A 26,572-nucleotide genomic window follows, 5' to 3' on the forward strand; every position below is an offset into this window, starting at 1 on the left:
CCGCCATGACCGTTATTGAAACCGATCTTTTGCAATTGGCTTACCCTCCGCGGCTCGATCTGGGGCCGCAACTGACTCACGAGCAATTAATGAGTTCGATGCAGGCCACCATGGCCAAGCACAAGGGTGGGCCGGTCTGGCTGTTCGCTTATGGTTCGCTGATCTGGCGCCCCGAATGCTCGTCGACCCAGCGCATGCGCGCACGGGTTCACGGCTATCACCGGGGTTTGTACCTGTGGTCACACGAGCATCGGGGTACGCCGGAGTTGCCAGGGTTGGTGTTCGGTCTGGATCGCGGCGGCTCATGCAGCGGGTTTGCCTACCGCTTGCCGGAGGATCAGCTGGAGGCCTCGCTTTACGCCCTGTGGCAGCGCGAGATGCCCTATCCCTCATACCGGCCGCACTGGCTCAGCTGCCGTCTGGAAGATGGCAGTCAGGTACAAGCGTTGGGGTTTGTGTTGGAGCGGCATTTGCCCAGCTATGCCGGCAACTTGCCCGATATCGTGCTCAATCACGTACTGGAAAGCGCTTGCGGGCGTTACGGCACCACGCGCGATTATGTCGAGCAGACCGTTAACGCCCTGCGTAGCCACGCCATGCCAGATAAAAATCTGGAGGCGCGGCTCAAGCGTTGTGCAAAGGATTGCTCAGGCGGTTAACGCGCTGCGCTGACGCTGTTGGTGTGCCACAGCGTTGGGATCAGGAAGGCAATCGCCAACAGACACGCGCCTACCAGCAACACAAACCCACCGTCCCAGCCGAAATGGTCCACGGTGTAGCCCATGGCCGCACTCGCTGCCACTGAACCGCCCAGGTAACCGAACAAGCCTGTGAAACCCGCAGCGGTGCCCGCGGCTTTTTTCGGCGCCAGTTCCAGCGCCTGCAGGCCGATCAGCATCACCGGGCCGTAAATCAGGAAGCCGATGGAGAACAGCGCGATCATGTCGATCATCGGGTTGCCTGGCGGGTTGAGCCAGTAAACCAGGGTCGCCACGGTGACCAGTGCCATGAACACGATGCCGGTCAGGCCGCGGTTGCCACGAAAGATCTTGTCCGACATCCAGCCGCACAGCAGCGTGCCGGGAATACCCGCCCACTCATAGAAGAAGTATGCCCACGAGGTTTTATCCACGTCGAAGTGCTTGGCTTCCTTGAGGTACGTTGGCGCCCAGTCCAATACGCCGTAGCGCAGCAGGTAGACGAAGACGTTGGCGAAGGCGATGTACCACAGCATTTTGTTGCGCAGCACGTACTTGACGAAGATTTCCTTGGCGCTGAATTCGTCCTCGTGGCTGGCGTCGTAGCCTTCCGGGTAGTCGTTCTTGTATGCCTCGATTGGCGGCAGGCCGACCGATTGCGGGGTGTCACGCATGGTGATGAAGGCAAACGCCGCCACCAGCAATGCCACGGTCGCCGGCACATAGAACGCTGCGTGCCAGTCGTTGAACCAGGCCATGCCCAGCAGGAACAGCGGGCCGATCAGGCCACCGCCGACGTTGTGCGCCACGTTCCATACCGACACCACGCCGCCGCGTTCTTTCTGCGACCACCAGTGCACCATGGTGCGTCCGCTCGGCGGCCAGCCCATGCCCTGAGCCCAGCCGTTGATGAACAGCAAAATGAACATCATGGTCACGCTGGACGTGGCCCAAGGCGCGAAACCGAAAATGAACATCACCCCGGCCGATATCAGCAGGCCGAAGGGCAGGAAATAGCGTGGGTTGGAGCGGTCGGACACCAGGCCCATGAGGAATTTGGACAAGCCGTAGGCAATTGCAATCGCCGACATCGCCAGGCCCAGCTCACCACGGGTGTAACCCTCGTCGATCAGGTACGGCATGGCCAGCGAGAAGTTTTTGCGCAGCAGGTAGTAACCGGCGTAACCAAAGAAAATACCGGCGAAGATCTGCCAGCGCAGCCGTCGGTAGGTACTGTCTATTTTTTCTTCAGGCAGAGGCGCCTGGTGTGCGGCAGGACGAAAGAAAGCAAACATTCAAGAGCTCCAAATTTCTTGTTTTGACTGCGGATGCGAATGTTACAGTTTCGTTACCGAAAATAGCATCGCCTCTTATCCGCAAACACAGGAAATCGGAGCGATTGCATGTTCTCTTATGAACATGTCGCTAATAGGTAAGTGTGGGTCGTGATTGCGTTCTGCAGAACGATGGGAATCCAAATGTGGGAGCGGGCTTGCCCGCGAAAGCGCTGGGTCAGTCAGAACATGTGTCGCTGACAGACCGCCTTCGCGAGCAAGCCCGCTCCCACATTGACCGCGTTTCAGATCAGTCAGCGGGTCTGGACGACGACCTTGCCCACCGCCTTGCGCTGCCCCAGATCATTGATCGCCTGGGCAGCCTGCTCCAGCGGATACACCTGCGACACCAGCGGCTTCAACTTGCCCTCGGCGTACCAGGTGAACAGTTGCTGGAAATTCGCCGCATTGTCCTGCGGCTGGCGCTGGGCAAACGAACCCCAGAACACCCCGACCACCGACGCACCTTTGAGCAGCGCCAGGTTCACCGGCAGCTCGGGAATACGCCCACTGGCAAAACCCACCACCAACAGGCGGCCGTTCCAGGCGATGCCGCGAACGGCCTGGTCAAACAGATCGCCGCCCACCGGGTCGTAGATCACATCGACACCGTTGCCGTCGGTCAGGCGCTTGATCTCATCCTTGAGGCTGGCTTCGCTGTAGTTGATCAACTCGTCTGCACCGGCCGCCTTGGCCACGGCGAGTTTGTCGGCGCTGCTGGCGGCGGCGATCACGCGGGCACCCATGGCCTTGCCGATTTCCACGGCGGCCAGGCCCACGCCGCCAGACGCGCCGAGCACCAACAGGGTTTCGCCGGGCTGCAGGTTGGCCCGTTGTTTCAAGGCATGCATCGAGGTGCCGTAAGTCATGCTGAACGCGGCCGCGACGTTGAAATCCATGCTCGGCGGGATCGGCAGCACGTTGTAGCCGGGGACCGCGACCTGCTCGGCAAAGCTGCCCCAGCCGGTCAGCGCCATGACCCGGTCGCCGACTTTCAAATGGCTGACCTTCTCGCCCACTTCACTGATCACGCCCGCCGCTTCGCCACCCGGCGAGAACGGGAAGGGCGGCTTGAACTGGTATTTGCCCTCGATGATCAAGGTGTCCGGGAAATTGACCCCGGCCGCGTGCACGTCCAGCAGGATTTCGTTCTTCTTGATCGTGGGGCTTGCGATCTCTTCCAGCACCAGGGTTTCGGCGGGGCCGAAGGCTTTGCACAGCACAGCTTTCATCGGACTATTCCTTTTGGCGTCATGGCCGATAAGTGTAGGAGGGTACGCCCGTGGGTCAACGAGCATGCCCAGGCCTGATAAGTCGCCATAAGCTTGTGCTCAGCCTTGCTAGCGTTATGCTACCCGGCAACCGAATTTGAGGAATGAACTGTGAAAGCGTGGATCCTGTTGATGCTCGCCCTGACCTTGCCGATGGCAGCCCAGGCCGAAGAAGCGAAAGAAGGCGAGGCACCGAAGGTCAGCTACATCAGCCTGACGCCGCCGTTCGTGGGCAACTATGGCCTGGACGGCTCCGCAAAGCTCAAGGTGTTCAAGGCCGACATTGCCCTGCGCGTGACCGGGCCTGAAGCCGCCGCTGCGGTCAAAGCCAACGATGCGTTGATTCGTAACCAACTGGTGGCGTTGTTCACCCAGCAGACCAACGAGGCCATGAGCACCGTTGAGGGCAAGGAAAAGCTGCGCCAGGAAGCCCTCAAGCAAACCCAGCAAGTGATGAACGACGAGACCGGCAAGCCGGTGGTGGAAGACCTGTTGTTCAACAACTTGATCATCCAGTAACGGTTCCATGTAGCGAGCGGGCGTGTCGTGGCAAGCAGGTTTGTCGTGGCGAGCGGGCTTGGGCTTGCCACGCGTTGGGTGGCGAAGCCGCCCCACAACCATACGCCTCGGTACACCTGCACCAATGCGCTGGCTTTGAATGGGCCTGCTGCGCAGCCCAACGCGGGGCAAGCCCGCTCGCCACAACACGCCCGCTCGCCACGATTAAGAGGCCAGGCTCTTTCTGAACCGTGCCAGTGCCACTGCAAAAAACACTAACCCAATCCCCGCCAGCGCCAGCACATCCGGCCACACCACGCTCACGCCTGCGTCCCTGAACAGAATCGCCGCGCTCAAACTCACAAAGTGTGTCGACGGCGATCCCTGCATCACCCATTGCAACCACTCGGGCATGCTGTCCAACGGCGTACTGCCGCCCGACAGCAACAGCATCGGGATGATCACCGGAATCGCCAGCAGCCCGAACTGTGGCGTCGAACGGGCGAGAGTGGCGAGGAATATCCCCAGCGCGGTGCTCGCAAACAAATACAGCGCCGTCACAAACAGAAACAGGCTCAAGGAGCCGGCCAACGGCACGCCGAGCAGGCCTTTGACCACCAGCTCCAGCGACAGCCACGTGCACAGCACCACCACCAGCATGTTGCTCCAGATTTTTGCCAGCATGATTTCCAGCGCGGTCAGCGGCAGCACCAGCAAATGATCGAGGGTGCCGTGCTCGCGTTCGCGCAGCAGCGCGGTGCCGGTCAGCACAATCGCGAGGATGGTGATGTTGTTGACGATCTGGATCACCGCCAGAAACCAGCCGCCTTCCAGGTTGGTATTGAACAGCGCGCGGGTGGTCAGCAGTGCAGGCGCCTTTTGGCTGGCGGCGGTTTGGCCGCTGTAGTTGAGCAATTCGCGCTGAAAAATCCTGCCGATGTAACCTGCGCCCATAAACGCCTGGCTCATCGCCGTGGCATCCACGTTGACCTGCACACCTGGCTGGCGCCCGGCCAGCAGATCGGCCTGGAAATTGGCCGGCACGTTGATCACGAATGTGTACTCGCCGCTGTCCATGACCTTGTCCAGCTGGTCGTAGGCCAGCGGCGCAGGCGGCTGGAATTCGGGCGGTTGTAACGCCTCGGCCATTCGCCGCGAGAGCGCACTGTGGTCTTCATCGACAAAGGCCACGCTGGCGTTGTGCACGCCAATCACCGAACCGGCGGCGGGCATGTAGATCGCGACTGTAAATGCGTAGGCCAGAAACAGCAGCAATACGCTGTCATGGCGCAGGCTGGTCAATTCCTTGAAGCCCAGGCGCAGGATATGAGCGAGCTTGTGCATCAGGCCTCCTGCTTCTTGAGCATGATCAGGCTCAGGCCGGTGAACCCGACGAAAAACCCGAACAGCGCCAGGCATTGCGGCCACAACTGGCGCAGGTCGAGGGCCTTGGTGAAGGTGCCCACGGCGATATCCAGAAAGTGCCCGGCCGGAAACAGCATGCCCATCAGCGCGGCTGCGCCCTCCAGGGATGAGCGCGGCACGATCAGCCCGGAGAACTGGATGGTCGGCAGGCTGGTGATGATCATCGTGCCCAGGATTGCCGCGATCTGCGTGCGTGTGAACGCCGAAATCAGCAAGCCCATGCTGGTGGTGGCCAACACATACAACAGGCCGCCAAATGCCAGCGCCAGGCCGCTGCCCTTGAACGGCACGCCGAACAACCAACGGTTCATGGCCACCAGCAACGCCAGGTTGACCAGGCTAACGGCCAGGTACGGTGCCTGCTTGCCCAGCAGAAATTCCAGGCGGGTCAGGGGCGTGGCATAGAAGTTGGTGATCGAGCCCAGCTCTTTTTCGCGCACGATGCCCAGCGCGGTGAGCATCGCCGGGATAAACGCCAGGATCAGCGCCATCACGCCGGGGCCAATGGCATTCACGCTGACCACGTCCTGGTTGTAGCGAAAGCGCGTTTCCAGCTTGACGGCGGCTTGAGTGCTGCGGGGCAGGCTGCTCAGGTCGGCCAGTTGCTGGAGGTTGCCTTGGTGTACCGCTTCCACGTAATTACGGCTGGTTTCCGCGCGAAACGGCATGCCGCCGTCAATCCACGCCGCCACGGTGGGTTGGCGGCCGGCGTAGAGGTCACGGCCGAAGCCGGGGGGGATTTCCAGGGCGAGTTTGATTTCCGAACGTTGCAGGCGCCGATGCAGTTCGTTGGCATCGCGAATGGGCGCCTGTTCGGCGAAATAGCGCGAGCTGCGGAAGGCTTCCAGGTAGGCGCGGCTTTGTGGGGTCTGGTCCTGGTCATAGACGGCGAAGGCGAGGTTTTCCACGTCCAGGGAAATGCCGTAGCCGAAGATCACCATCATGAACATCGCCCCGAGCAGGGCAAAGGCCATGCGCACTTTGTCGCGCAGCAGCTCTTTGCCTTCGCGGCTGGCCACGGCCAACAGCCGAGAAAGACTGAAACCACGTTTGCTCACGGGCGGCGCACTGGTTTCGCTGACGGTGCTGCTGGGAGCTGCGGGTTCGGGAGCGCCTTGAGCTTGCTCCAGGCAGGTGACGAACGCGGCTTCCAGGGTGTCGCCGTGAAATTGCTGTTGCAGGGCGTCGGGTGTGTCACATGCCAGCACTTTACCCGCGTGCATCAGAGAGATGCGGTCGCAGCGCTGGGCTTCGTTCATGAAATGGGTGGACAGGAAAATCGTCACGCCTTGTTCGCGTGACAGCTCGATCAGCAGTCGCCAGAAGTCATCCCGCGCCGCCGGGTCGACGCCCGAGGTGGGCTCATCGAGGATCAGCACTTCCGGGCGATGCAGCACCGCCACGGCCAATGACAAGCGCTGGCGCAGGCCAAGGGGCAATTCGCCGGAAGGCTGCTCGGCCACCTCGCCGAGGTCGAAGCGCTGAATCAACTCATCGATACGCGGGCCGCTGTCGGCCTTGGGCAAATCGAACAGCTGCGCGTGCAACACCAGGTTCTGGCGAACGCTGAGTTCGCCGTACAGCGAGAAACTTTGCGACATGAACCCAACGCGCTTGCGGGTCGCCAGGTCCTTGGCATTCACCGGGTTGCCGAGCAGCGTGGCACTGCCCTCGGTGGCCGGCATCAGGCCGGTGAGGACTTTCATGGTGGTGGTCTTGCCGCAGCCGTTGGAGCCGAGAAAGCCGAAAATCTCACCGCGACCAATCGCGAAGCTGACCTTGTTTACCGCCGTGAAATCACCAAAGCGCAGGGTCAGGTCGTGGGCTTCGATGGCGATATCGGTGTTGCCGCTTTCGCGCGGCGGGATCACCAACGGCTGATTGTTGTGGGCGCTGTCGCCCTGGAAATGGGTAAAGGCTTCATCGAGTTTGCCGCTGGGTGTCGCGGCTGCCAGTTCGCGGCTCAGGCCATCGGCGATGAGTTTGCCGCGGTCGAGCATCAGGCAATGTTCGAACTGCTCGGCTTCTTCCATGTAGGCCGTAGCCACCAGCAGCGTCAGTTGCGGGCGCTCGCTGCGCACGCTTTCGACCAGTTCCCAAAAGCGTCGGCGCGACAGCGGGTCGACGCCGGTGGTGGGCTCGTCGAGGATCAACAGGTCCGGGTCGTGGATCAGTGCACAGCACAGGCCGAGTTTCTGTTTCATGCCGCCGGACAACTTGCCGGCCGGGCGCTCGGCGAAGCGTGCAAGGTCGGTGGCCAGCAGCAGGTTGTGCATGCGCTGTTCGCAATCGCCTTTCGACAGGCCGAACAGTGTGGCGAAGAAGCGGATGTTCTCGCTGATGGACAATTCCGGATACAGGTTGCCACCCAGGCCTTGGGGCATGAAGGCAATACGCGGGTACAGGCTGTTGCGGTGGCGGCGATCCTCGATGGAGCCGCCGAGCACTTCGAGCTGCCCGTCTTGAAGTTTTTTAACCCCGGCGATCAACCCCAGCAAGCTCGATTTGCCCGCGCCGTCCGGACCGATCAACCCGCAGCGCGTGCCGGCGGGCAGGCTGAAGGCAATGTCGACCAGTGCCTGTTGCTTGCCGTAGCGATGGTTGATGCCCGTGGCGTGCAGCGCCAGGCCGGTCATTGCAGGTTGGCCGGCCAGTCGATATCCGCCGTGCGCACGTAGCCGGCGCCGGGCATGCCCGGTTTGGCTTGCGGTACGGCACTGGGTTGGGTCAGGCGCAGTTTGACGCGAAACACCAGCTTCTGGCGTTCGTCGCGGGTTTCCACTTCCTTGGGCGTGAACTGCGATTTAGCCGCGACAAAGCTGATTTTGGCCGGCAGCGGTTGTTGGGGCAGGGCGTCGAGCAGAATGCGCGCGTCACTGCCGACGGTCAGGCGACCGGTGACAGAGGCAGGCAGGTAGAGGTTCATGTACTGGTCATTCGGATCGATCAGCAGCAACACGCGACCGCCCGCGCCGAGCACTTCACCTGGCTCGGCCAGGCGCAATTGGATAATGCCGTCGATGGGCGCGCGCAGGCTGCTGTCGTCGATTTCGCTGGTGAGCTGCGCAACCTGGGCCTGTGCGGCGCCGATGGCAGCCTTCACCGAGTTGACCTGGGCTTGCGCGGCGATCACCGCGGCATTACCGGTGTTCTGGCGTGCTTGTTGTTGGTCAATCAACTGGCTGCTGGCGAAGCCGCGCTTGTACAGCTCCTGGGTGCGCTTGAGTTCCTGATTGGCCAGCAGTTGCTCGCTTTGGCGCAACTGCACGTTGGCCTGGGCGGCGGCGAAGTTTTCTTTGGCGCGCAGCACTTCGGCTTCGGCCTGGGCGCGCTGGGCTTCGAGGGTGCGTGTGTCCATGCGCGCGAGCAATTGGCCCTTGAGCACTTTGTCGCCTTCATCCACGCGCACTTCGGCCAGGCGCCCTGGGATCTTGGCGGCGATCTGTACTTCGGTGGACTCCAGGCGGCCATTGCCCATGCTCAAGCCTTCGGGCAGGCGGTCCTGGGTCGATCGCCAGTAACCGAAGCCGCCTGCGCCCAGTAACAGGACGATCAGGGCGATGGCGAAAAGGCGCGACATATGATGGTTCGTAGACATGGCTGCATCCTGCGGCATTAGCATCCTAGTTTGACCGATAGCGCCGGAGCGGCCGTTGATACCGGTCAAATGAAGCGCAAGCCTAACCCGCTTGGCACGCAGATGCATGCGCCAGAAGTGTGACCGCAGGGTTCTGCCCTTTCAGCGCAGCGCCAGCACCGCCGCCCACTGCTCGGCGGTCACCGGCATCACCGACAGTCGGCTGCTTTTTTGCACCAAGGGCAACTCGGCGAGGGCGCTTTGTTGTTTCAGATAGCCCAGGCCCAGCACCTTTGCGAAGGTTTCGACGTGGGCGACGTTGATTGCACTCCACGGATTTTTCTGCGGGCTGGCCTTGGCGTCGAAATAGTGGCTTTGCGGCTCCAGCGCTGTCGGGTCCGGGTAGGCTGCTTCGACGATCTTGCCGATGCCGGCAATGCCGGGCTCGGGGCAGCTGGAGTGGTAAAAGAAAAACTCGTCACCGACGGCCATGGCGCGCAGGAAATTGCGTGCCTGGTAATTGCGCACGCCGTCCCAGCGGGCTTCGCCGAGCGTTTCCAGGCCCTTGATGGAGAGTTCGTCGGGCTCGGATTTCATCAGCCAGTAGGCCATTGTTGGGCTCCTGAAAAAGGCATTGGGCAAGTTGTCGGGCAATCCCATGACAAACCGACAGTCGGTTGGCGCCAAGGTTTGCGTGTTGGTTCACGTTACCGCAGAATGCGCGCTTTTAAGCTTGACGCAGCTGCAACGGACTACTTTGGAACGTTGTTGTCATCGTGTACGAGGTGCCTGAAGGGGGGCAATCGATGCAACGTAAACCGGATTTACTATGGATTTTGGTTATTTTGTTTGGTCTGGGCGTCGTGACCACCGGGTATGCCCAGAGCTTGTGGTCGAACAAGACCGATGCGCCGGTTGAACTGGCTCAGCAGCAGCCACAACCGTTCAAGCGTTAACACCCTTCAAGGCGTCGCTGGTTCCAGCGACGTTTGTGCGACATACCACTGCTTATCCGTGACGGTGCCTGCCAGCGGCACATCCCAGCTTGCCTGCGCCAGGCGCTCGACTTTCTGACATTCATGGGCCAGCCCCAGCAGCGCGGGCGTGCGCCAACTCTGGCGCCTGGCGAGGTAGGCCAGGCTGCGGTCGTAAAAACCACCGCCCATGCCCAGACGCCCACCCACATCATCGAACCCCACCAGCGGCAGCAGCACCAGGTCGAGTGCCCAGACGGGGCGCTGGCGATTGGCATTCACGCGCGGCTCCAGGATACGAAAACGGTTGGGCGACAACTTGTCCCCAGGCCGCACCCGCTGGAACACCATCTTGGTTCGCGGCCAGGCGCTGAGCACTGGCAGGTAAGTCGCCTTGCCCCGGCGCTGAGCGGCGCGCAGCAGCAGGCGCGGATCGATTTCACCGTCCGTCGGTAGATATAAGGAAATATGTTTAGCCCGGCGAAACAGCGGGTGCTGCGCCAGTTGCCGATACAGGCCATGGGCGGCCTTGCGCTGCTCGCTCGGCGTCAGTTCGCGGCGGGCTTTGCGCAACATGCGTCGAAGTTGCGGACGGGAAAGCGGCGCAGGTTCGGTCATGGTTTTTCGGCTCATAAAACAATGCCAGTCCGAGGACTGGCATTGAGTTTGGAATTCAGGCTCCCCGACAGAGCCGCTGTCGACTTAGCCCTTGAACCCGAAAGTTCAAGGTGGAAGATGCAGTAGGCTTTAAGGCTTTCCGTCTAGCGGACATGCACACCAGCCCAACGTGCAACTTCCAGGGTAGTGCGAATCGGCTCAGGGACATCGCCGACTGGCAAACACGCCAGGGAGTGGGGCGAGTATACCTCAAACAGACTCGGCAATCAGCCCTTGGGTGGCTCTGGATCGGTAGAAAGTACCAGATCAACCCGTTCCAGCAGGTCGCGCACTTGCTCGCGCGTCGAACCACTGGCCTGCACGTCAGGCCGTTCCTGCTTATGCAGCAAATCGTGGGTAATGTTCAGCGCGGCCATCACGGCGATACGATCGGCGCCGATGACTTTGCCGCTGCTGCGGATTTCACGCATCTTGCCATCCAGGTAGCGGGCAGCACTCACCAGGTTGCTGCGTTCTTCCTGGGGGCAGATGATCGAATATTCTTTGTCGAGGATCTGCACGGTAACGCTATTGCTTGAACTCATGAGTCTTGCTCCAGGGCCTTCAGGCGCGAAATCATCGATTCGACCTTACGCCGGGCGATTTCGTTTTTTTCAATGAGGTGAGCGCGTTCCTCGCGCCAGGTCTTTTCCTGAGCTAATAGGAGTCCGTTTTGACTCTTAAGTTGCTCGACCCGATCAATTAGCAATTCGAGTCTGGCCATCAGCGCTTGCAGGTCGGTGTCTTCCATTGGGTTCCACTGGATTTGTCTGATGAATGGCAACTGCAGGATAAACGATCTGACGCCCTCGATAGTCTTGGTACGTCTGCCGGTGCTAGGATACAGCGCTTCATTCTAGACATTGCGCCGTCTGGCGCCTAGCTCACCATGCCTATTCAGAACTCCCCGTACGACGCTTTTTCCAAACTGCTGAGCACCAGCGGTCATCCTTGCTCGCCTGCCGAACTGCACGGCGTGTTGTTGGGCCGCAGCTGCACCGGTGTTGGCTTTGATGCCGACAATTGGCTGGCTGATGTGGCCGAGCTGCTGGAAACCGAGCCGACCGAGAACGTGCGTAACGCGCTGATCGGCCTGCAAGAGATGGTCAAAGGCGAGCTGACCGGTGATGACGTCACCGTGGTCCTGCTGCTGCCGACCGACGACGCGCCGCTGACCGAGCGCGCTGCTGCGCTGGGCCAATGGTGCCAGGGTTTCCTCCACGGTTTCGGCGTGAACGCCGGCGGCCTGGAGCTGAGCACCGACGCCAAGGAAGTGCTGCAGGACCTGGCGGCTATTTCCCAGGTGCAAGACGCCCTGGAAGAGTCCGAAGACGGCGAAGGCGATTACATGGAAGTCATGGAATACCTGCGCGTCGCGCCACTGCTGCTGTTCACCGAGACCAAAAAAGCCGCTGAGCCAGCCGCACCCAAGCCGTCGCTGCACTAAGAAAGGAAGCCCATCTGCCCATGATCCATATCCCGAAAGCGGAATACACCCGTCGCCGCAAGGCGCTCATGGCGCAGATGGAACCCAACAGCATCGCAATTCTGCCGGCCGCCGCCGTGGCGATCCGCAACCGTGATGTCGAGCATGTTTACCGCCAGGACAGCGACTTTCAATACCTGAGCGGCTTCCCTGAACCGGAAGCGGTGATCGTGCTGATGCCTGGTCGCCAGCACGGCGAGTACGTGCTGTTCTGCCGCGAGCGCAATGCCGAGCGCGAATTGTGGGACGGCCTGCGCGCTGGCACCGAAGGCGCGATCCGTGACTTTGGCGCCGACGACGCGTTTCCCATCACCGATATCGACGACATCCTGCCCGGCCTGATCGAAGGCCGTGACCGGGTGTATTCGGCCATGGGCAGCAACGCCGAATTCGACCGGCACGTGATGGAATGGATCAACGTGATCCGCTCTAAAGCGCACCTGGGCGCCCAGCCACCGAACGAGTTTGTTGCCCTGGATCACCTGCTTCACGACATGCGCCTGTATAAATCGGCGGCAGAAGTGAAGGTGATGCGCGAGGCCGCGCGAATTTCCTGCGCGGCGCACGTTAAGGCGATGCAGGCCAGCCGCGCCGGGTTATATGAGTTCAGCCTCGAAGCCGAGCTGGATTACGAATTCCGCAAGGGCGGCGCGAAGATGCCGGCCTATGGCTCCATCGTCGCTGCCGGGCGTAACAGCTGCATCCTGCATTACCAGCAGAATGACGCCGTGCTCAAGGACGGCGACCTGGTGCTGATCGACGCCGGTTGCGAGATCGACTGCTACGCCAGCGACATCACCCGCACCTGGCCGGTCAACGGCAGGTTTTCGCCCGAGCAAAAGGCGATCTACGAGATTGTGCTGGCCTCCCAGGAAGCCGCCTTTGCCGAGATCGCGCCGAACAAACATTGGAACCAGGCCCATGAGGCGACGGTGCGCGTCATCACCGCCGGGCTGGTAAAGCTGGGACTGCTGCAAGGCGATGTCGACGAGTTGATCGCCAGCGAAGCCTACCGCGCTTTTTATATGCACCGCGCCGGCCATTGGCTGGGCATGGACGTGCATGATGTGGGCGAATACAAGGTGGGCGGCGAATGGCGGGTGCTGGAAGTCGGCATGGCGTTGACCGTGGAACCCGGCATCTATATTTCGCCGGACAACCAGAACGTGGCGAAGAAATGGCGTGGCATTGGCGTACGCATCGAGGACGACGTGGTAGTGACCAAGCAAGGCTGTGAAATTCTGACCGGCGGCGTGCCCAAGACTGTCGCTGACATCGAAGCGCTGATGGCGGCTGCCCGATGAGCCGGGTCAACCTGGCCATCATCGGCGGCGGACTGGTAGGCGCCAGCCTGGCGTTGGCCTTGCAGGCGGGTGCCAAGGCACGGGGTTGGAAAATCGTGCTGATCGAACCCTTCGCGCCAGGCGACAGTTACCAACCGAGCTACGACGCGCGTTCTTCGGCGTTGTCCTACGGCGCCCGGCAGATTTATCAGCGCTTGGGTGTGTGGCAGGACATCTCCCACCGCGCCGAGCCGATCAAACAGATTCACGTGTCGGACCGTGGCCGTTTCTCCACCGCGCGCTTGTCTGCCATGGAGGAGGGCGTGCCGGCCCTCGGCTACGTGGTGGAAAACGCCTGGCTTGGCCAGTGCCTGTGGCAAGGTTTGGACAAACAAGTGGTCAGTTGGCGCTGCCCGGCGGAAGTCACCCGCATGGAGCCACTGCCCGACGGGTATCGCCTGACGCTCAACGACGAAACCGTGCTCGAATGCGACCTTGCGGTATTGGCCGATGGCGGCCGCTCCGGTTTGCGCGAGCAATTGGGCATCGGCGTGAAAACCCGGCCCTACAACCAGAGCGCGCTGATCGCCAACATCACTCCAAGCGAGGCGCACAATGGCGAGGCGTTCGAGCGCTTTACCGACGAAGGCCCAATGGCCTTGCTGCCGCTGCCGGACAACCGTTGCGCGCTGGTATGGACGCGCATCGGCATGGACGCCCAGCGCCTGGCCAACCTCGATGAGCGCAGTTTCCTGAGTGAATTGCAGGGCGTTTTCGGCTACCGCCTGGGCACGCTGAAACAAGTCGGCGCCCGCCATTTGTACCCGCTGACGCTGGTGGAGGCCGAAGAACAAGTGCGCTCGCACCTGGCAATCCTCGGTAATGCCGCCCACAGCCTGCACCCGATTGCCGGGCAGGGTTTCAACTTGTCCCTGCGCGACGCGAACGCCTTGGCCGAGGCCTTGCTGGCCGGGCCGGCAGTGCCCGGCGACCTGGCAACCTTGCAACGCTATCGCGAGCGCCAGCGCCAGGACCAGCAACTGACCGTAGGTTTTTCCGATCAAGTGACCCGACTGTTTGGCAGCGCGCAACCGTTAGTGGCATTGGGCCGTAACATGGGCCTGCTGGGCCTGGATTTGTTGCCGCCCGCCAAACGCTGGTTCGCCCGTCAGGCCATGGGCCTGGGCACACGCCCTGATGCGTAACTGGCTGACCCGACACCTGGGCAAGGCGCGGCTGTTGCGCTGGGTGCTGTCCCTGTACCCGCCGTACCTGGGCGCGGGAATTCGGGTGCAGGTCCTCAGCGCCGATTTTCGCCATGCCAAGGTGCGCATGGGCCTGGGCTGGTACAACCGCAATTACGTCGGTACGCAATTTGGCGGCAGCCTGTATTCGATGGTCGATCCGTTCTACATGTTGCTGTTGATGGAGAACCTGGGGCGCGACTACATCGTCTGGGATAAAGCTGCGAGCATCGACTTCGTGTCGCCTGGCAAAGGCCCGGTCTACGCTGAGTTTTCCATCGACGAGGCCTTGCTGGACGAGATTCGCCGGCAAACCGAAGGCGGCGAGAAGTATTTGCCCCTCCTCAAAGTACAGATTCATGACGGCTCCGGCACTCTGGTGGCGCGGGTCGACAAAACCCTTTACGTGCGGCGCAAGCCGCCAGCAAAGCAGGCTTAAAGCATGGACATGCGCGCAGATGTGCTGATTGTCGGGGCCGGAATGGTCGGAAGCGCCCTGGCGCTGGCGTTGCAAGGCAGTGGCCTGCAGGTGCTGCTGCTCGATGGCAGCCCGCTGAGCGTTAAACCGTTCGACCAGGATGCGGCCTTCGAGCCCCGTGTGAGTGCCTTGTCGGCCGCCAGCCAGCGCATTCTGGAGCGCCTGGGCGTGTGGGATGGCATTGTCGAACGGCGCGCCAGCCCTTACGGTGAAATGCAGGTATGGGACGGCAGCGGCACCGGGGAGATCCATTTTTCGGCGGCCAGTGTGCATGCTGAAGTGCTCGGGCATATCGTCGAGAACCGGGTGGTTCAGGATGCTTTGCTCGACCGCCTGCACGACTGCGACCTGGGCCTGCTGGCCAACGCGCGCCTGGAGCAGATGCGTCGCTCCGGCGATGACTGGCTGCTGACCCTGGCCGACGGTCGCAAATTGCGTGCGCCCCTGGTGGTGGCCGCCGACGGTGCCAATTCTGCCGTGCGGCGCTTGACCGGCACCGCCACGCGCGAGTGGGATTACCTGCACAAGGCCATCGTCACCAGCGTGCGCTGCAGCCAGCCGCACCAGCGCACGGCGTGGCAACGCTTTACCGATACCGGCCCGCTGGCATTTTTGCCGCTGGTGCGCGAGGGTCAAGAGGACTGGTGCTCGATCGTGTGGTCGACCACACCCGCTGAGTCCGAGCGCCTGATGGCGTTGGATGATGAACGCTTCTGCCGTGAGCTGGAGCGAGCCTTTGAAGGGCGACTCGGTACGGTCATCAGCGCCGATCCACGGGTCTGTGTGCCGTTGCGCCAGCGTCACGCCAAACGCTATGTGGCCGAAGGCCTGGCGTTGATCGGTGACGCGGCCCACGTCATCCACCCGTTGGCGGGGCAAGGTGTGAACCTGGGCTTTCTTGATGCGGCGGTGTTGGCTGAAGTGCTGTTGTCGGCGACCGAACGCGGCGAGCGCCTGGCGGATGTGAAGGTGCTGAGCCGTTACGAGCGTCGGCGCATGCCGCATAACCTCGCGCTGATGGCGGCAATGGAAGGCTTTGAACGGTTGTTCCAAGCGGACCGGCTGCCGTTGCGTTGGCTGCGCAATGCCGGATTGAAACTGGTCGACCAGATGCCCGAAGCCAAGGCAGTGTTTGTGCGCCAGGCCCTCGGGCTAACGGGCGACCTGCCAGACCTCGCAAAGCCCTGAATCGAAATATGCCCCCTGTGGGAGGGGGCTCGCCCCGATGAGGCCAGCCCATCCATCGCACATCCCAACTATGCAACATCTGGTAACGCCTCCAGCAAGCGCTACTAAATGTGAGTCCTTATCATTTGCCCTCTTTTTGCAAATGAGAGACCGCACCCATGTTGGCACCCAAGCGCCTCCTGACTGCCCTGGCACTCACCCTTATCGGCAGCACCACCGTGCAGGCAGCCGACGAAGTCGTGGTCTACTCCTCGCGCATCGACGAACTGATCAAACCGGTGTTTGACGCCTACACCCAGAAGACCGGCGTGCAGGTGAAGTTCATCACCGACAAGGAAGCCCCCTTGATGCAGCGGATCAAGGCCGAAGGCGAAAACGCCACGGCCGACCTGCTGCTCACCGTTGATGCCGGCAACCTCTGGCAAGCCGAACAGATGGGCATCCTGCAGCCGTTCACTTCTGCAGTGATCGACAAGAATATCCCCCTGCAATACCGCTCTTCCAACCACGCCTGGACCGGCTTGAGCCTGCGCGCGCGGACCATCGCCTATTCCACCGACCGGGTAAAACCGGGTGACCTGACCACTTACGAAGCCCTGGCCGACAAGCAATGGGAAGGCCGCTTGTGCCTGCGCACAGCGAAGAAGGTCTACAACCAGTCGCTGACCGCCACGCTGATCGAAACCCATGGCGCGGCCAAGACCGAAGAAATCGTCAAGGGTTGGGTCAACAACCTGTCCACCGACGTGTTCTCCGATGACATCGCCGTGCTCGAAGCGATCAACGCCGGGCAGTGCGACGTAGGCATCGTCAACACCTACTACTACGGCCGCTTGCACAAGCAGAAACCGGACCTCGCGGTGAAGCTGTTCTGGCCGAACCAGGGCGACCGTGGCGTGCATGTGAACCTGTCGGGCATCGGCCTGACCAAACATGCGCCGCACCCGGAAGCCGCCAAGGCCTTGGTGGAATGGATGACCACGCCTGAGGCGCAGAAGATCTTTGCCGACGTGAACCAGGAGTTTCCGGCCAACCCCGCTGTGCCGCCATCGGCGGAAGTCGCAACCTGGGGCAAGTTCGTGGCCGATACCTTGCCGGTGGAAGTAGCCGGTAAACGTCAGGCTGAGGCCATTCGCCTGATGGATCGCGCGGGCTGGAACTGAGTACCGATCCAAATGTGGGAGCGGCCTTGTGTGGGAGCTGGCTTGCCTGCGATAGCATTACCTCGGTGTGACTGACGCACCGAGGTGCCTGCATCGCGGGCCAGCCCGGCCCCACACAACCCGCTCCCCACAGTGTTAGCCGCGACTTCAACACCATCATTTCCAGAGAACTTTTCCTTGGCCCACCCCGCCCAACGTCGCTGGTACCTGCCGGTTTTCACCGTCGCCGCACTGGTGCTGTTGCCGCTGAGCGTGTTGTTGCTGTCCTGGCAGAGCATCGATCAACAGATCTGGTCGCACCTGTGGGAAACCCAGATGCCCCGCCTGCTGGGCAACACCCTGACATTGGTGTTGGGCGTTGGCGCCGGCGTGACGCTGTTGGGCGTAAGCCTGGCCTGGCTGACCAGCCTCTGCGAATTTCCGGGGCGGCGCTGGCTCGACTGGGCGTTAATGCTGCCCTTCGCGATTCCGGCCTACGTGCTGGCTTTTGTGTTTGTCGGCCTACTGGATTTCGCGGGGCCGGTGCAAACCCTGCTGCGCGAATGGTTCGGCAACGGCCTGCGCCTGCCACGCGTGCGCTCTACCAGCGGCGTGATCATCGTGCTGGTGCTGGTGTTCTATCCCTACGTCTACCTGTTGGCGCGCACTGCATTTTTGGCGCAGGGCAAAGGCCTGATGGAAGCGGCGCGGGTGCTCGGTCAATCGCCATGGCAAGCGTTCTGGCGTGTCGCATTGCCCATGGCGCGGCCGGCGATTGGTGCCGGCGTCGCCTTGGCATTGATGGAAACCCTGGCGGACTTCGGCGCGGTTTCGGTGTTCAACTTCGACACCTTCACTACGGCCATCTACAAGACCTGGTACGGCTTTTTCAGCCTTTCCAGCGCCGCCCAACTGGCCAGCCTGTTGCTTCTGGTGGTGATGCTGGTGCTGTACGGCGAACGACGTGCCCGAGGCGCCAGCCGCCCGAGTAATGAGCGACCCCGTGGCAAGGCGTTGTATCACCTGCGCGGTTTCAAAGCGGCGGCAGCCAGCACGTGGTGCGGCTTGGTGTTCGCCTGCGCCTTTGTCATCCCCATGCTGCAACTGGTCGCCTGGTTCTGGCAACGTGGCCGTTTCGACCTGGATGAGCGTTACAGCGGCTTGATCATCCATACCCTTTACCTGGGTGGCATCGCGGCACTGATTACGGTCAGCGTGGCGTTGATATTGGCCTTTGCCAATCGCCTGGCGCCTACGCGGGCGATTCGCTCCGGGATCAGTCTGGGTAATGTCGGCTATGCCTTGCCGGGCTCGGTGCTGGCCGTGTCGATCATGCTGGCGTTCAGCTACCTGGACCGTGAACTGGTGGTGCCATTGTCGAGTTGGCTCGGCGGCGCGGGCAAGCCTCTGTTGCTGGGCAGCCTGTCGGCGCTGGTGCTGGCGTATCTGGTGCGTTTCCTGGCAGTGGCCTACGGGCCGTTGGAAAACAGCCTGGCGCGAATCCGCCCTTCTTTGCCGGAAGCCGCGCGCAGCCTCGGCGTGAGCGGACCGCGACTGTTTTGCAAAGTGTATCTGCCGCTGTTGCTGCCGGGGACGTTGAGCGCGGCGCTGCTGGTGTTTGTCGATGTGCTCAAGGAAATGCCTGCGACCCTGCTGATGCGCCCGTTTGGCTGGGACACCCTGGCTGTACGAATTTTTGAAATGACCAGCGAAGGGGAGTGGGCGCGAGCCTCATTACCCGCACTCACGTTGGTGTTGGTGGGCCTGTTGCCGGTGATCGGCCTGATTCGACGCTCCGCCCGGCAAATCGGTTAGGTGCCAGTCCTACGGCTTGCGGCTACAATGCGCGGCATTCGGTGCGCTCCGTCCTTCGGATCGAGTCGCTGTGTGTCGCTGCAGGCCTTGTAGTCAGAGGTATTGAGCGCAAACAGCAGCTCTGTGCATCTTCGCCAATCCCGGAAGGAGAAACCCATGGGACAGCGTACGCCTCTGTATGACCTGCATCTCGCCCTCGGCGCGAAAATGGTCGATTTTGGCGGTTGGGATATGCCTCTGCACTACGGCTCGCAAGTTGAAGAGCACCATCAGGTGCGACGCGACTGCGGGGTGTTTGACGTATCTCATATGACCGTGATCGATGTCACAGGCCATCAGGCCAAGGAATGGCTCCAGCACCTGCTGGCCAATGATGTCGATCGTTTGCATGGCTGCGGCCGTGCCCTTTACAGCGCCATGCTCAATGAGCAGGGCGGCGTGGTGGACGACATGATCGTTTACCGCACCGAGACCGGTTACCGGCTGGTGGTCAACGCCGCTACGCGTGATCAGGACATGGCCTGGATGCAAGCACAGCTGGGCGACTACGCGGCTCAGCTGCATGAGCGGCCAGAATTGGCGATGCTCGCCATTCAAGGCCCGCACGCCCGGCAGAAAATCGCCGAGCTGGTCACGCAAGCCCGCGGCACGCTTATCCACCAGCTCAAGCCCTTTGAAGGCCAGGCCGATGGCGATTGGTTTATCGCCCGCACGGGTTACACCGGCGAAGACGGCCTGGAAATTGTCCTGCCGGCCGAGCAGGCTCCGGGCTTTTTCAACGATCTGGTAGGGGCCGGTATCTCACCTATCGGCCTTGGCGCCCGCGATACGCTGCGCCTCGAAGCCGGCATGAACCTGTACGGCCAGGATATTCACCAGAATGTATCGCCTCTGGCGGCCAATATGGCCTGGAGCATCGCCTGGGAACCGGCTGAGCGTCAGTTCATCGGCCGCACTGCCCTTGAGGCGGAAAAGGCCGCAGGTGTGCAGTTCAAATTGGTCGGGCTGGTACTGGAAGAGCGTGGTGTTTTACGCGCTCATCAGGTGGTTCGTATCGCCAATGTTGGCGAAGGGGAGATAACCAGTGGTAGTTTCTCTCCTACGCTGAGCAAATCCATTGCCCTGGCGCGCGTACCGACGGCCACCGCCGATCGGGCCGAAGTGGAAATCCGCGGCAAGTGGTACCCGGTTCGAGTGGTCAAACCGACCTTCGTGCGCCATGGCAAAACCTTGATCTAACTATTTCCGGCAGGCCTGAGGCCGCTGACATTTCTTCTTGAGGACACAGACTATGAGCGATATCCCTGCCGACCTGCGTTTTGCCGAAAGTCACGAGTGGGCCCGTCTGGAAGCCGACGGCACCGTGACCGTCGGTATCTCCGACCATGCTCAGGAAGCTTTGGGTGACGTGGTGTTCGTTGAGCTGGCTGAGGTGGGTGCCAACTTTGACGCTCAAGGCCAGGCTGGCGTCGTCGAGTCGGTGAAAGCTGCGTCAGATATCTACTCACCGGTTGCTGGCGAAGTGATCGCCGTCAACGAGGAACTGAGCGGCAGCCCTGAACTGTTGAACTCCGACCCTTATGGCGCCTGGATCTTCAAGCTCAAGCCAAGCAACCCGGCTGACTTGGAAAAACTGCTTGATGCCGCTGGCTACAAAGCGGCCATCGGCGAGTAAACGCAAGCCGTTGGAACAGCACAAATCAATGTGGGAGCTGGCTTGCCTGCGATAGCATCACTGCGGTGTGATTGAATCACCGCGGTGCCGGCATCGCAGGCAAGCCAGCTCCCACAGTTGATTGCGGATAGCTGGCAGTTTTTTTTCAGCTCGCTTTCAGTACCGCTTTTACCGCCGCTACAGACCGCTCTACGTCCGCTTCTGTCATCGCCGTGAACATCGGCAACGATACGATCAAACGCCCAACACGCTCCGCTACCGGGAACATGCCTTCCTTGAAACCCTGCGCCCGATACAAGCTCAGCAGGTGGATTGGCGGATAGTGATAGCCAATGCCGACGCCGTGGGCCTGCATCTGTTCCATGAACGTAGCGCGGGCGGGCAGACCGTCCTGACGCTCCGGCAGTACCAGCTGGAACAGGTGCCAGTTGCTGTTTTCGAAATCAGCTGGCGGCAGTTGCGCGCCATATTGCGCTTCAAAGTCGCTGCCGAAGCACTTGAAGTAATGGCGTGCGAGGTTCTGGCGATGCGCAGTGATTTTCTCGATATGCGCAAACTGGCCCAGGCCGATAGCGGCGGCGATATCGGTCATGTTGAACTTGCCGCCCAGCACATCCACGTCCAGGCCGTCGAAGCCGGTGCGGGTAACACCTTGCAGGCGATACTTTTCAGCCAGACGGGCTTCCTCGGCATTGTTCAACACCAGGCAACCGCCTTCGGAAGACGTGATGTTCTTGTTCGCCTGGAAGCTGAACGACACGAAGTCGCCGGTCGCGCCGATACGCTCGCCATCCCAGCTGGAACCCAATGCCTGGGCGGCGTCTTCGACAATGCGCAGGTTGTACTTGTTGGCCAGCGCGTAGAGCATCGGCATATCCAGGGGCAGGCCCGCCAGGTACACAGGAATGATCGCCTTGGTGCGCGGGGTGATCGCGGCTTCTACCTGAGCCAGGTCGATATTGCGGGTGACCGGGTCGATATCCGCAAATACCGGCGTGGCACCTACTTCTAGAATCACGTTGGCCGTGGCGACCCAGGAAATCGGCGTGGTGATCACTTCATCCCCAGGCCCGATGCCGGCGATGCGCAACGCGATCTCCATGGTGCAGGTGCCGGAATTGAAGGTACGCACCGGACGGCCGCCAAAGTATTCCGAGAGCTGCGCTTCGAACGCCTGCACTTTCGGCCCGCTGGTGATCCAGCCCGAGCGCAGTACATCGCCGACCGCCGAGATGGTCGCTTCGTCAATGGTAGGTTTGGAAAACGGCAGAAAGGGCTGTTGGCTCATAACGACGAAGGCATCCGTTTCAGATAGGCGATGAGTAAGAGAGGTATCAGTACCGCATGGTTGCACGGCTCGACTGAATATAGCCTGTCGTCGGTGAACGAATTGTCATGTGGCGCATAAAAATGCCGCTTGTCAGCGGCATTTTCTGTTGCAGGTCAGAATGAAACGCGAGCTTCAAGAAACACATTCTGCTCCTTGAGTTTGCCCTTGAGCTGTTCATCGCGGGCGTTTATCCGGTTAGCGAAGGTGTTGTAGCCGGTTTCGACCTTGCCCATGTCCACGTAACGCCAACCTGTGCCCAGAGTGACTTTTTCGCTGACCTTGGCCTCCAGGCCCAAGCCTGCGCTGTAGGCAAAGTTGTAGTGGCGGTTACTGGCGAACTGGCGGGTGGCATTGCTCTGGTATCCCGCGGCATCAATTTGCGCCATGCCGATCCCGGCCATGGCGTAGAACGACAGCCAGTCATTGACCGCGATATTTTTATAGCCGTTGAGCATCACGCGCTGGCTGTCGACCTCCAGGCGGTTGACGTTGGCATTGAAGGGCGCCCAATAGGAGTCGAACGTCGAGCTGCTGCGCGTGGTGTATTCCCCTTCCAGGCGCCAGCCATCAGCAAAGGCGTAGCCTAGAGCCAGTGACCCAGTGAACGCCTTGTTACTGTCAGGGGCCTGCACGCGATCAGTGACGCGTGGGCTGGTCAATTGCGCACTGGAGAGGTTCTGACGGGCACTGTTGAGTTTTGCCGACCCGTACCAATTTTCTGCCTGAGCCAAAGGTGCAGCTAACGCAGAGAGCGCCAAAGCGTAAGCAAGTTTTTGCATGGGAGATGATTCACTTTATATAAGAGAATCTCAGTGTGGCGCTTGGTACTTTTGGGTTCGGCAGGAGTTATCCTGCTTTCAACGGGAAAAAGCAGAAGGCCTGGGCGGCGGCGGAGATCGTAGAGAAACGGGCATGAAAAATGCCGCTTAAAAGCGGCATTTTTTATGGGCAGGTATTACTCGGTCACAGCATTTTTCGCGAGGATGGCGTTGGCCAACTCCATGTCCGTGGCTTGCAGGCCAGGGTTGTCGGCGCGAACTTTCTGCATGGCAGCTTCCAGGTAGGGGCCGCGGATGCCGCCGTCGCTGGCGACAAAGCTACCAGCGTCGTCTTGGGCGGCGACTACCAGCTTGTGGTCCTTGAAGGTCAGGTACGTCGAGCCGGTCGTGGCACCCGACGAGATGACATTGCGCCAGAAGCTGTCGGCCATGGCTGAACCGACAGGTAGGGAAAGCACAGCGAGGGTTGCGACAGCATATTTGAGACGCATGGTGGGTGACTCCGGGTGGGTTATCTGAACAGTTTGATTGTAGATAACCCAGGCGAGTTCCATCACTGACTAAACAGTTTCGACCTGTAAAACCACGCCATCCTGACCAATGACACGTACTTGAGCGCCGACGGGGCTGTCCGGCCCGGTTGCCATCCACACGCCATCGCCGACTTTTATCTTGCCTCGACCATCGACGATGGCTTGATGCACCACAAAGGTGCGGCCTACTAATTCCGACCCGCGCATGTTCAGCCCCGGCTGGTCGCTCACCTTCGCGCTGCTGCGCTGGCGTTTCCACCAGTACACCGCAGTGAGGATCGACAGTACGGCAAATAGCAGCAGTTGCCATTCCAGCCCGAGCGGTGGGATCAAAAACTTGATCACGCCCACAGCAGCGGCAGCGATCCCCATCCACAGCAGGTAGCCACCGGCGCCAAACACTTCAAGAATCAACAGCACCGTACCCAGCGCCAACCAATCCCAGAACGACAGATGCTGCAGGAAATCCCACATGGCGATTGCCTCAGCCTTTCTTGTTGTCGAAGGTTGCCTTAACGATCTCGCCGATACCACCGACGGCGCCAATCACCTGGCTGGCTTCCAGCGGCATCAGGATGACTTTGCTGTTGTTGGCCGACGCCAGCTTGCCCAGCGCATCGATGTATTTTTGCGCGACAAAGTAGTTGATGGCCTGCACGTTACCGGTGGCGATTGCTTCTGAAACCACCTGGGTTGCACGGGCCTCTGCTTCTGCCTGGCGTTCACGGGCTTCGGATTCGAGGAAGGCTGCCTGGCGTCCGCCTTCGGCCTCAAGGATCTGCGCCTGCTTCTTGCCTTCGGCGGTCAGGATTGCCGATGCCCGCAGGCCTTCGGCTTCCAGGATCTGCGCACGCTTGATTCGCTCGGCCTTCATCTGGCCGGACATGGCGGCCATCAGGTCGGCGGGCGGGCTGATGTCCTTGATCTCGATACGGGTGATCTTGATGCCCCACGGCGCCGTGGCTTCGTCCACGGTGCGCAGCAGTTTTTCGTTGATGCCGTCACGCTGGCTAAGCATCGCGTCCAGCTCCATGGAGCCGAGCACGGTACGGATATTGGTTTGCAGCAGGTTACGGATGGCATGCTCGAGGTTATTGACCTCGTAGGCGGCCTGGGCGGTGTTGACCACCTGGAAGAAGCACACGGCGTCGATCTGCACGGTGGCGTTGTCGGCGGTGATCACTTCTTGGGGCGGGATATCCAGCACGCTTTCCATCACGTTGATCTTGCGACCGATGCGGTCCATGACCGGGATGATGATGTTGAGGCCAGGTTTAAGGGTGTTGGTGTAGCGGCCGAAACGCTCGACCGTCCACTGGTAACCCTGAGGCACCACCTTGAAACCCATGAAAAGGATGGCCACGGCCAACCCCACGAAAAGAAGCAGTACGGTTCCGATCTGCATAGCGATTCCCTATCTGATGGTGTCAGTGAAGCGACGTGCGGCCGATTGTAACGGTCTGGTCACTGATAAGGACGGTTTCAGGGTGCAACAAGCAAATCATTTGTTTCTGAATCCCCAGGCGTTACCCGTAATACTTCTGCGATCGTTGTCAGCCCGGCATTCACTTTGTCGATGCCACTCATCCGCAGGCTGCGCATGCCTTGGCTGCGCGATGCCCGACGTAAAGCCTGCACGTCGGCGCCGGGGGTGATCAGCGCCTTGAGCTTCTCGTCCATCACCATGATTTCGTAGAGCCCGGCCCGGCCTCGATAACCACTATCACGACAGTCCGCGCAGCCGACCGCTTCATGGGTATTGCCCTGCCCAGTCACCCCACGTTTGCAGTGAGGGCATAAAAGCCGCACCAAGCGCTGCGCCATCACGCCTATCAGCGTAGCTTTGATCAAATAATGAGCAATGCCAAGTTCCTGCAAACGGCTGATAGCGCTGGGTGCGTCGTTGGTGTGCAGGGTCGACAGCACCAGGTGCCCGGTGAGCGCGGCCTGGATGGCCATTTCTGCAGTTTCCTGATCGCGAATCTCGCCGATCATGATGATGTCCGGGTCCTGGCGCAGCAGTGCGCGAACTCCGCTGGCGAAGGTCAGGTCGATGTTGTGCTGCACTTGCATCTGGTTAAAGGCGGGTTCCACCATTTCTATCGGGTCTTCTACCGTGCACAGGTTGACCTCGCGGGTCGCCAGTTGCTTGAGCGTGGCGTAGAGCGTGCTGGTCTTGCCTGAGCCGGTAGGCCCGGTGACCAGGATGATGCCGTTGGCCTGGCCGGCCATGGCATGCCAGCGTTGCTGATCATCGGCAGACAAACCCAACTGGTCAAAATCCTTGAGCAGGACGTGCGGGTCGAAAATTCGCATCACCAGTTTTTCGCCAAACGCGGTCGGCAGTGTTGAGAGGCGCAACTCCACTTCGATACCCGCCGGGCTCTTGGTCTTGACCCGGCCGTCCTGGGGTTTGCGTTTTTCCGCCACATTCATTCGGCCCAGACTTTTCAGGCGGCTGACCACCGCCATGGTGACCTGGGGTGGAAATTGATAGACGTCATGCAGCAGCCCGTCGATGCGAAAACGCACGCGGCCCTGGTCGCGGCAGGGTTCGATATGGATATCACTGGCTCGCTGGCCGAAGGCGTACTGCAACAGCCAGTCGACGATGTTGACGATATGCGCGTCATTGGCGTCCGGCTCCTGATCACCGGTGCCGAGGTTGAGCAGTTCGAAGTTGCCAGCCACTGCGACTTTTTGATCGGCGCCGCTGACGGACTTTGCCAGCCGGTAAAAGTCACCGATACAGCGCTGAATCTCTCGGGGGTTGGCGACCACGCGCCTGATCGAGCGCTTGAGCACCTGTGCCAAACCGGCCTCCCATCCACGGATATGCGGCTGGGCGCTGGCGACGGTGACGGTCTGCGCATCCACCGCCACCGCAAGGATGGCGTGGCGCTGCGCGAATGCGTGGGACATCAACGGCACCACCGCCGCCACGTCGATCTTCAGCGGGTCGATACGCAGATAAGGTTGCCCGACATGCCCGGCAAGCCATTGAGTCAACGTTTCGAGGCAAGGCCCTTCAGCCGCGATGCTTTCCAACGGATGTTGAGTAGCGGGTGCTGCCGCTGACCTTTGCGCCTCGTGCGCTGTAATCAGCCCCTGCTCGACCAATGCAGGTAACAGTTGATGCAGTTCCAATCGCTGATCGTGCAAGGCGGCGAGCATGAAGATTTCCT

Annotated in this window: 27 protein-coding genes and 1 other RNA gene; 12 read left to right on the top strand and 16 right to left on the bottom strand. The window is 60.9% G+C overall.

Going from position 1 to position 26,572, the window contains the following annotated elements:
• Nucleotides 1–5: 5 nt before the first annotated feature.
• Nucleotides 6–659 (top strand): gamma-glutamylcyclotransferase, encoded by a 654-nt coding sequence (locus tag AACV02_RS02020; RefSeq protein ID WP_119737303.1) that lies wholly within the window; start codon nucleotides 6–8, stop codon nucleotides 657–659.
• Here AACV02_RS02020 and glpT read toward each other — a convergent pair.
• Nucleotides 656–1,993: a glycerol-3-phosphate transporter gene (gene glpT, locus AACV02_RS02025; protein WP_106575782.1), complete on the bottom strand. Its 1,338-nt coding sequence runs from the start codon at nucleotides 1,991–1,993 to the stop codon at nucleotides 656–658. The two genes, AACV02_RS02020 and glpT, sit on opposite strands and share 4 nt — an antisense overlap.
• A 293-nt stretch (nucleotides 1,994–2,286) precedes the next feature.
• On the bottom strand, nucleotides 2,287–3,264 hold the full coding sequence (locus AACV02_RS02030; RefSeq protein WP_106575781.1) for an NADPH:quinone oxidoreductase family protein: 978 nt from the start codon (nucleotides 3,262–3,264) through the stop codon (nucleotides 2,287–2,289).
• A gap of 150 nt (nucleotides 3,265–3,414) precedes the next feature.
• Between AACV02_RS02030 and AACV02_RS02035 the strand changes: the two genes are divergently transcribed.
• The gene (locus AACV02_RS02035; protein WP_106575780.1) at nucleotides 3,415–3,822 is read left to right on the top strand and encodes a flagellar basal body-associated protein FliL; all 408 of its coding nucleotides are present in this window, start codon (nucleotides 3,415–3,417) and stop codon (nucleotides 3,820–3,822) included.
• 204 nt (nucleotides 3,823–4,026) lie between these two features.
• Here AACV02_RS02035 and AACV02_RS02040 read toward each other — a convergent pair whose 3' ends face one another.
• The 4 genes from AACV02_RS02040 to AACV02_RS02055 all read right to left on the bottom strand — a co-directional run bounded on the left by AACV02_RS02040 (nucleotide 4,027) and on the right by AACV02_RS02055 (nucleotide 9,415).
• Nucleotides 4,027–5,145, bottom strand: a complete 1,119-nt coding sequence (locus AACV02_RS02040) for an ABC transporter permease (RefSeq protein WP_119737305.1) — start codon at nucleotides 5,143–5,145, stop codon at nucleotides 4,027–4,029.
• Nucleotides 5,145–7,862 (bottom strand): ribosome-associated ATPase/putative transporter RbbA, encoded by a 2,718-nt coding sequence (rbbA, locus tag AACV02_RS02045; RefSeq protein ID WP_119737307.1) that lies wholly within the window; start codon nucleotides 7,860–7,862, stop codon nucleotides 5,145–5,147. The genes AACV02_RS02040 and rbbA overlap by 1 nt, the downstream gene beginning before the upstream one ends.
• Nucleotides 7,859–8,824, bottom strand: a complete 966-nt coding sequence (locus AACV02_RS02050; RefSeq protein ID WP_119737309.1) for an HlyD family secretion protein — start codon at nucleotides 8,822–8,824, stop codon at nucleotides 7,859–7,861. Before AACV02_RS02050 ends, rbbA begins: the two co-directional genes overlap by 4 nt.
• Before the next feature lie 141 nt (nucleotides 8,825–8,965).
• Nucleotides 8,966–9,415 carry an EVE domain-containing protein gene (locus AACV02_RS02055; protein ID WP_106575776.1) on the bottom strand — a complete coding sequence of 150 codons (450 nt, stop codon included), beginning with the start codon at nucleotides 9,413–9,415 and terminating at the stop codon, nucleotides 8,966–8,968.
• A 194-nt stretch (nucleotides 9,416–9,609) separates the two neighbouring features.
• On the opposite strand from AACV02_RS02055, the gene AACV02_RS02060 reads away from it, so the two are divergent.
• Nucleotides 9,610–9,759: a hypothetical protein gene (locus AACV02_RS02060; protein WP_010207387.1), complete on the top strand. Its 150-nt coding sequence runs from the start codon at nucleotides 9,610–9,612 to the stop codon at nucleotides 9,757–9,759.
• Nucleotides 9,760–9,765: 6 nt separating this feature from the next.
• On the opposite strand, the gene AACV02_RS02065 is transcribed toward AACV02_RS02060, so the two are convergent.
• The 4 genes from AACV02_RS02065 to AACV02_RS02080 all read right to left on the bottom strand — a co-directional run bounded on the left by AACV02_RS02065 (nucleotide 9,766) and on the right by AACV02_RS02080 (nucleotide 11,185).
• Entirely contained in the window at nucleotides 9,766–10,395 is a 630-nt protein-coding gene (locus tag AACV02_RS02065) for a 5-formyltetrahydrofolate cyclo-ligase (protein ID WP_119737311.1), read from the bottom strand.
• Nucleotides 10,396–10,452: 57 nt separating this feature from the next.
• Nucleotides 10,453–10,631: non-coding RNA, 6S RNA (ssrS, locus tag AACV02_RS02070), on the bottom strand.
• Nucleotides 10,632–10,661: 30 nt separating this feature from the next.
• On the bottom strand, nucleotides 10,662–10,979 hold the full coding sequence (locus AACV02_RS02075; RefSeq protein ID WP_003213956.1) for a cell division protein ZapA: 318 nt from the start codon (nucleotides 10,977–10,979) through the stop codon (nucleotides 10,662–10,664).
• A complete protein-coding gene (locus AACV02_RS02080) occupies nucleotides 10,976–11,185 on the bottom strand; it encodes a TIGR02449 family protein (RefSeq protein ID WP_003177365.1) in 210 nt (69 codons plus the stop codon). The genes AACV02_RS02075 and AACV02_RS02080 overlap by 4 nt, the downstream gene beginning before the upstream one ends.
• 138 nt (nucleotides 11,186–11,323) lie before the next feature.
• Here AACV02_RS02080 and AACV02_RS02085 point away from each other — a divergent pair, with 138 nt between their 5' ends.
• The 9 genes from AACV02_RS02085 to gcvH all read left to right on the top strand — a co-directional run bounded on the left by AACV02_RS02085 (nucleotide 11,324) and on the right by gcvH (nucleotide 20,745).
• Nucleotides 11,324–11,881, top strand: a complete 558-nt coding sequence (locus AACV02_RS02085; protein WP_106575774.1) for a YecA/YgfB family protein — start codon at nucleotides 11,324–11,326, stop codon at nucleotides 11,879–11,881.
• 20 nt (nucleotides 11,882–11,901) lie between these two features.
• Nucleotides 11,902–13,224, top strand: a complete 1,323-nt coding sequence (gene pepP / locus AACV02_RS02090; protein ID WP_106575773.1) for a Xaa-Pro aminopeptidase — start codon at nucleotides 11,902–11,904, stop codon at nucleotides 13,222–13,224.
• Entirely contained in the window at nucleotides 13,221–14,408 is a 1,188-nt protein-coding gene (ubiH, locus tag AACV02_RS02095; protein WP_119737313.1) for a 2-octaprenyl-6-methoxyphenyl hydroxylase, read from the top strand. Before pepP ends, ubiH begins: the two co-directional genes overlap by 4 nt.
• Nucleotides 14,401–14,886, top strand: coding sequence for a DUF4442 domain-containing protein (locus tag AACV02_RS02100; RefSeq protein WP_119737315.1), 486 nt, complete (start codon nucleotides 14,401–14,403; stop codon nucleotides 14,884–14,886). Before ubiH ends, AACV02_RS02100 begins: the two co-directional genes overlap by 8 nt.
• Nucleotides 14,887–14,895: 9 nt before the next feature.
• Entirely contained in the window at nucleotides 14,896–16,113 is a 1,218-nt protein-coding gene (locus AACV02_RS02105) for a 2-octaprenyl-3-methyl-6-methoxy-1,4-benzoquinol hydroxylase (RefSeq protein ID WP_177413682.1), read from the top strand.
• A 158-nt stretch (nucleotides 16,114–16,271) separates the two neighbouring features.
• Nucleotides 16,272–17,276 carry an extracellular solute-binding protein gene (locus AACV02_RS02110; RefSeq protein WP_119737320.1) on the top strand — a complete coding sequence of 335 codons (1,005 nt, stop codon included), beginning with the start codon at nucleotides 16,272–16,274 and terminating at the stop codon, nucleotides 17,274–17,276.
• A 177-nt stretch (nucleotides 17,277–17,453) separates the two neighbouring features.
• Nucleotides 17,454–19,070 (top strand): ABC transporter permease, encoded by a 1,617-nt coding sequence (locus AACV02_RS02115; protein ID WP_119737322.1) that lies wholly within the window; start codon nucleotides 17,454–17,456, stop codon nucleotides 19,068–19,070.
• Between the two features lie 156 nt (nucleotides 19,071–19,226).
• The gene (gene gcvT, locus AACV02_RS02120) at nucleotides 19,227–20,309 is read left to right on the top strand and encodes a glycine cleavage system aminomethyltransferase GcvT (protein ID WP_119737325.1); all 1,083 of its coding nucleotides are present in this window, start codon (nucleotides 19,227–19,229) and stop codon (nucleotides 20,307–20,309) included.
• 52 nt (nucleotides 20,310–20,361) lie between these two features.
• On the top strand, nucleotides 20,362–20,745 hold the full coding sequence (gene gcvH, locus AACV02_RS02125; protein WP_106575766.1) for a glycine cleavage system protein GcvH: 384 nt from the start codon (nucleotides 20,362–20,364) through the stop codon (nucleotides 20,743–20,745).
• Between the two features lie 145 nt (nucleotides 20,746–20,890).
• Here gcvH and AACV02_RS02130 read toward each other — a convergent pair whose 3' ends face one another.
• From AACV02_RS02130 to AACV02_RS02155, 6 genes are all read right to left on the bottom strand, one after another.
• Nucleotides 20,891–22,033 carry a DegT/DnrJ/EryC1/StrS family aminotransferase gene (locus AACV02_RS02130; RefSeq protein ID WP_106575765.1) on the bottom strand — a complete coding sequence of 381 codons (1,143 nt, stop codon included), beginning with the start codon at nucleotides 22,031–22,033 and terminating at the stop codon, nucleotides 20,891–20,893.
• A 155-nt stretch (nucleotides 22,034–22,188) separates the two neighbouring features.
• Nucleotides 22,189–22,854, bottom strand: coding sequence for an outer membrane protein (locus AACV02_RS02135; RefSeq protein ID WP_106575764.1), 666 nt, complete (start codon nucleotides 22,852–22,854; stop codon nucleotides 22,189–22,191).
• Between the two features lie 176 nt (nucleotides 22,855–23,030).
• Nucleotides 23,031–23,345, bottom strand: a complete 315-nt coding sequence (locus AACV02_RS02140) for a DUF2388 domain-containing protein (protein ID WP_003176799.1) — start codon at nucleotides 23,343–23,345, stop codon at nucleotides 23,031–23,033.
• 69 nt (nucleotides 23,346–23,414) lie between these two features.
• Nucleotides 23,415–23,861 (bottom strand): NfeD family protein, encoded by a 447-nt coding sequence (locus AACV02_RS02145; protein WP_106575763.1) that lies wholly within the window; start codon nucleotides 23,859–23,861, stop codon nucleotides 23,415–23,417.
• A 10-nt stretch (nucleotides 23,862–23,871) separates the two neighbouring features.
• Nucleotides 23,872–24,792, bottom strand: a complete 921-nt coding sequence (locus AACV02_RS02150) for an SPFH domain-containing protein (protein ID WP_024077991.1) — start codon at nucleotides 24,790–24,792, stop codon at nucleotides 23,872–23,874.
• Between the two features lie 77 nt (nucleotides 24,793–24,869).
• Nucleotides 24,870–26,561: a GspE/PulE family protein gene (locus AACV02_RS02155; RefSeq protein ID WP_119737327.1), complete on the bottom strand. Its 1,692-nt coding sequence runs from the start codon at nucleotides 26,559–26,561 to the stop codon at nucleotides 24,870–24,872.
• Nucleotides 26,562–26,572: the final 11 nt, after the last annotated feature.

The organism is Pseudomonas sp. Larv2_ips, assembly GCF_963879675.1.
In the GTDB taxonomy this organism is placed as follows: domain Bacteria; phylum Pseudomonadota; class Gammaproteobacteria; order Pseudomonadales; family Pseudomonadaceae; genus Aquipseudomonas.